This window comes from Fulvivirga sp., from assembly GCF_040220315.1.
Classification (GTDB): Bacteria; Bacteroidota; Bacteroidia; order Cytophagales; family Cyclobacteriaceae; genus Fulvivirga.
In genome coordinates this window covers 1-5,467 of sequence record NZ_JAVJUY010000193.1, presented here as the reverse complement: position 1 = coordinate 5,467, position 5,467 = coordinate 1, and the positions used below count along the sequence as shown (strand labels likewise).

General features: G+C 36.2%; 7 protein-coding genes and 1 pseudogene. All 8 read right to left on the bottom strand.

Translation table 11 applies throughout. The features are described 5' to 3' along the window. Window positions 1-285 (bottom strand): annotated as a pseudogene (locus RLO81_RS09445) (formimidoylglutamate deiminase); the annotation flags it as partial. Window positions 286-287: 2 nt separating this feature from the next. Beyond that, window positions 288-1,091, bottom strand: coding sequence for an N-formylglutamate amidohydrolase (locus RLO81_RS09440; RefSeq protein WP_350110543.1), 804 nt, complete (start codon window positions 1,089-1,091; stop codon window positions 288-290). Beyond that, complete coding sequence (locus tag RLO81_RS09435; RefSeq protein WP_350110540.1) at window positions 1,082-1,318, bottom strand: hypothetical protein; 237 nt, start codon at window positions 1,316-1,318, stop codon at window positions 1,082-1,084. The genes RLO81_RS09440 and RLO81_RS09435 overlap by 10 nt, the downstream gene beginning before the upstream one ends. Continuing rightward, window positions 1,311-2,393, bottom strand: a complete 1,083-nt coding sequence (locus RLO81_RS09430) for a glycoside hydrolase family 3 protein (RefSeq protein WP_350110537.1) — start codon at window positions 2,391-2,393, stop codon at window positions 1,311-1,313. The genes RLO81_RS09435 and RLO81_RS09430 overlap by 8 nt, the downstream gene beginning before the upstream one ends. Window position 2,394: 1 nt before the next feature. Continuing rightward, window positions 2,395-3,654, bottom strand: a complete 1,260-nt coding sequence (locus RLO81_RS09425; protein ID WP_350110534.1) for a D-alanyl-D-alanine carboxypeptidase/D-alanyl-D-alanine-endopeptidase — start codon at window positions 3,652-3,654, stop codon at window positions 2,395-2,397. 27 nt (window positions 3,655-3,681) lie between these two features. After that, a complete protein-coding gene (locus RLO81_RS09420; protein WP_350110531.1) occupies window positions 3,682-4,194 on the bottom strand; it encodes a DinB family protein in 513 nt (170 codons plus the stop codon). A 9-nt stretch (window positions 4,195-4,203) separates the two neighbouring features. Further along, window positions 4,204-4,803 carry a thioredoxin family protein gene (locus RLO81_RS09415; RefSeq protein WP_350110528.1) on the bottom strand — a complete coding sequence of 200 codons (600 nt, stop codon included), beginning with the start codon at window positions 4,801-4,803 and terminating at the stop codon, window positions 4,204-4,206. Window positions 4,804-4,821: 18 nt separating this feature from the next. Beyond that, window positions 4,822-5,292 (bottom strand): TlpA family protein disulfide reductase, encoded by a 471-nt coding sequence (locus tag RLO81_RS09410; RefSeq protein ID WP_350110525.1) that lies wholly within the window; start codon window positions 5,290-5,292, stop codon window positions 4,822-4,824. Between the last annotated feature and the right edge of the window lie 175 nt (window positions 5,293-5,467).

Below are 5,467 nucleotides of genomic sequence, written 5' to 3'. Positions count from 1 at the left end.
ATCCGGACTCATGGTAAGCGCCAATTGATACATAGCCTCTCTCCAGCTCCAAAAATCGTCCGCTTCATTACCGGGCTTATGCTTCTCTGCCAATCCTGCCATAGCATATTGAAAAGCATGTGAATGTGCATTTTGAAAACCCGGGACAGCAAAACCATTTACTATTTCTGCTCCCTCTGAATTTGTATCAATTGACGTAATCAACCCTTGCTGATCCACCGAAACAACAACATTATCATGCCAGCCGTCATTTTGTAATAAGGCTTTGAATCGATATTTTTTCATGATCAAGGTGCCGTATTAATTAATTCTTCAAAAACCTTGTGTAACGACTCACGCATCTTGCTAGCTCTCGGCTTATGATATTCGCGCTCGCTATCATCCATATAATTTACTTTCGTCATTTCTAACTGCAAAGCATGCTGATTATCAGATGGTTTACCAAAATATCTAGTAAGATGTCCCCCTTTAAATGGATCATTATAATTAACTTGATGACCTCGATTTTCTAATGTTTTGAGCGTCATCTCTGATAGATTTTTTGAGGCAGTAGCACTTTCATTATCACCTAAAATCAGAGAAGGGAATTCTTCCTTTCTTATTAATGGCACATATTTTCTTATAGAATGCGCATCCCAGAAAATAATATAACCGAATTCTTCTTTTAGGCTATCTATTAGCTCTTGAATTTTATGATAATACGGCCAATAGTAATTCTCCAATCTACTTTTAACTTCCCGCTCATCCGGCTGCTTACCTTTTTGATAAATTTCATCACCGGCAAAACTCTTAGTCGGGCAGAGTTCAGTAATAATTCTTCCATCATTATACAAAGGTTGGCTATCCGGGTTTCGGTTTAAATCAATCACCCAACGACTATATTTTGCGGTGATCATAGTAATGCCCATCTCTGGTGCAAAATCATATAGTTGATGAATAAACCAATCCGTGTCGTCTGGTGCGGCTATTAGTTCTTGATTATAATCCTCTTTTAGCTCGTCAGGAAATCGTACTCCAGAATGTGGAGAGGATACTATAATTGGCACTCTTTGACCAATAGGTTGTAAAATGTTGTACTGCTCTATTTGCATTTAGACAGTGCTTCTTCTAGTTTTTGTCTTTGACTTTCTGCCTCTGCAAGTGCTTGAGCGGCATATTCTTGTTGTTTCCTTGCCTCTTCTTGTGCTTTTAATGCAATTAATTGTTGTTCTTCAGCCATTCTCTCGGCCTCAGTTACCTTTAAATTTGCATATATAAAGAATGTGGTTGAAATAGTACTTATTAATACAAGTACAGTAATTAATATATTCTTACCCATTATATTTCATTTTAAGTTTTACTATTCGATGATACGATTCATTAATTCGCTCTTCTGAGATTACGCCATTCTTCACCATTTTTTTTATCAAATTATGGACGGTGTCCACTGTTCTATTTTCACTTCCTTGAATGTTATTAGAAAACATAAGCACATCTACACCTGCCAAAATAGAAAGCTTTAATGCCTTCTCCAATCCATAATATTTTGTGATTGCATGCATCTGCATATCATCTGAAAAAACAACGCCATGATAGTTAAGGTCTTTCCTCAACAAACCGTTGATCATTTTTGTAGATAGGGTGCTGGGCAAACCTTCTTTGTCTAATTTCTTATTTACGATATGAGCAGACATCACAGCATCCACTTGATTACTATTGATGAGCCTAATATATGGAACAAGCTCCTCTTTTGACCAGAAGTTAGTTACATCAGTTACACCGTAGTGAGAATCAGCCATTGAACTTCCGTGACCAGGGAAATGCTTTAGAACGCTTATTATCCCAAACTCACGCATTGCATTCACAACTTCCTGTGCATGGAGTGCGACACTATCGGGATTCTTTGAATACGCTCTTCCGTTTTTGGCAATTACTGGATTTCCATCAATTCTAATATCAACAACTGGAGCAAAATTTACATTAATACCGAGGCCTGCTAGCGTGGCAGCAGTAATTTCAGCGTAAAACTTTGTTGAGTCTGGATTGCCCGTATTTCCTAAATATTCGGCTGTTACTGATTTCGGGAAACTATACTTTTCCTTTAGCCTATTCACTAATCCGCCTTCTTGATCGATGGCTATAAAAAGAGGAACTGGCGCATTACCACCAAGGTTAGATGTAAACTTCTTTAGATTCACAAAAGAATTTGAAGCAGATATATTCTTTTCAAACAATATCACTCCTCCTACTCTTCCCTTTTCAATATCTACTATCACTGAGGGGTTGTCAGAAATCGATGTTCCACTCACGCCTACAATCAGCATTTGTCCGATCTTAAAATCCAAGCTATCAAATTTCTGCGCAGAGGAAAGAGATACAACTAGCATTAATAGACCACTTAAAATTCCTTTCATTTCAATTATTTAAGTAAATATCATACAACAACCCTTCCATTTTTCTTTTTACAGGTAATGAGTTGGTTGTGTAATTGTTGTTCATAAAACTAAATATAAAAACCTTGCCCTTTTTTGTTAATAGGTAGCCACTTAGATTATGATGTTTCGTCATAGTACCTGTTTTAGCGAATACATAAGGACTTTCTGCCAAGTAATAATTTTCAAGTGTTCCGGATTCTCCTCCGGCTGGAAAATACTCAACTATAGATTCACCATACTTTTGGTACATATTGGTTAGTAGCCACACTAGCGATCTGGGCGTGATTGCGTTATATCGAGAAAGGCCTGAGCCATCTATCCATTTAGGCTCGTCTGGTATTCCCTCAAGTAACTCAGATTTAATTTTCTCAATGGCTATGGAAGATTTTAATGTGTCTGTTTTTATTCCAGCAATAACAAGTAATAATTGCTCGGCAATCATATTATTACTTTCCTGCATCATTGTTTTTAGTAACTGATCAGTATTTGAATGATATAATGTGTTCACATCATCGGGTATATTCACTTCGATTGATGTTACTTTCCGCTTTAATGTATCATACAAAAGATCAGCTGTTAAAACCCCGGAAGTGCCAAATGCAAAATCCTCCTCATAATCATCCAGGCCAGGATTATAATTGAAATTATTGGAACCTAAGAGTCGTTTACATTTTGTTTTGACGAGTGAATCCCCTTGTATAATAAATCCTTCAAAAAACCTAGGTATTACTTCTAGTTGTGATGTTTTTTTGATCTTGAATGTATTTCCATACATCGGTAAAGATGATTTCTCAGCGGACCAACTAAACTCCAGATCTTCCCATGCCCAGCCCGGTCCGTATTTGTCGTCCATAAAATTAGTGGAAGAAAAATATAACTGTTTTTTACTCTGAGTGAGAAATTCATACGCCTCTAATGATGGAGATTCCTGATATAAAAAAGATGGATCGCCTGTTCCCCAAAAGATAAGCGAATCGCCAATCTCTTTATAATAAAGGGCAGGAATAGAATCTCCTAAAAACTTAAGTGAGGCATAAAAAGTTAAAATTTTGGTGTTAGAGGCAGGAGTAAAATACTTGTCTGACTTATAGTCTATGAATGTTTTATTGGAAGAAGGGTCTACTATCAAAAATCCTGTGTGATCGTGAAATTCATCTTCCATGGCAATAATGCTCCTTTCAATTTTAGAAACTGAACATGAGCAGAGCACAAAAAACAAAATTGCCCGAATGAAATTCATTCGGGCAATTTAAGAAGTCGCCTTCAATTAAGAAAAATATCGCTCATTAAGGATCTTTCTATGATGCGTTTCATGACCAACAATTATAAACCCAAGTGCAATTACTGACATTTGAGAACCATTAGCATTGCCAACCCTTTTGAGCATTTCTTCATTAAAACTTCCAAAAAGATCGATGGTGGATGCACGAACATTATTATATTCCTCTATTAACTTATACAGCTTTCTGTTTTCTGCGTTTGCCTCCACGGCCCAATCGTTTTGTTCAAAGCCGGGCAATTGCGTCTTATCATTTCTGGAAAATCTCAAGGCTCTGTATGCAAACACACGTTCAGCATCAATCATATGAGCTACAACTTCTCTAATCGACCATTTCCCCTCTGCATAACGGTATCCCGCAGACTTTTCGGGAATTGATTTTAGCAAGTCGATGGTTTCATTTCCACTATTAATTAATGCTGGTATTAAATCATCATAACCAACAGCGTTCACATATTTCTGATAGAACTCAGGAATTTCGCTTAAAGATGGTTTAGACATAGTTTGTTCTTAGGATGCCCACTTTATTGTACAGCCAATAGCCTTAGTTTTTGTTGTCTCTGGGTTTTTGCCATCTAAAAGTGCATCAACTGCATCCTGAACATATTTTTTGTCAGCAGCAGCTGCATCTCTTGTATTGTTATCTATGGCACCAATGTATTTTAAAACCAGTTTGTCATCTTCTTTTTTAATCACAAATACATGCGGTGTGTTGGTAGCGCCAAAAGCTTTTGCTACTGATTGATCTTCATCATATAAGTAAGCGTGTTTGTATTCATTTTCATCAGCATATTCTACCATCTTTTCAAAAGTATCACCTGGAGATTTTTCTGGATCATTTGAATTAACTGCCACTACAGGATACCCCTTTGGCGAATACATAGCATCTAATTCTTTAATTCGCTCTAAATAGGCCTTTGAATATGGGCAGGTATTACAATCAAATATGACAATTGCCCCATTATCGCCATATTCTGACAAAGTAATTTCTTTGCCATTCACATTCTTAAGTGTAAAGTCCTCTACTACCGAACCTAATTCGTAGCCAGCTTTTGGTGCTCCCGCAAAAAACAACACCAACATTGATACAAGTAATAATTTAGAATTCATGATTTATATTAGTTAGGATTAAAGTAATTCTTCTATCAGGCTTTCTAATTCACCCTCTTTAAGTTCTTTCTCAACAAATTTTCTTTCCCCAGTAACAGGATTAACAATAACAGTGGCTGGTATTGCACCAGACCATCGTTTGTCTACTTTGTCAATCCATGAGTTGTAATCTACATTATTGATTAAATAAATGTTAGATTTCAGTTGCTTTCGCTCAACAAACTTCTCAACTTTTTCCAGGTCTTCCACAAAGTCTACCGTTACCAATTGAATATCTACTTTGCTTTTCATACTCTCACCCACCTGCTCTATAAAAGGCAACTCTTTAATACATGGCCCACACCAAGTAGCCCAAAAATTAATGACCTGAACCTTTTCTTTTTCGGAGTTTACTAACTGTACTAGCTCATCTACTTCAATAACATTTACTTGCTGTGAAAAAGTGAATGTAGAGGAGATTAGAATGAAAAGTATAAAAAGATATTTCATGATATAAGACAAACGTAAGAGTGCTAAATAAGTTTTTAGATAAATTTCATAATTGCACTATTTCAAGAATATCAAAATAGGCTATTTTTCAATTGTTTTTCTTTAACAAGCTGGCAAAATAATTAGGAAAAAATTCCTTAACAATTAATTAACCTAACGGAAAGCATATTTTAGG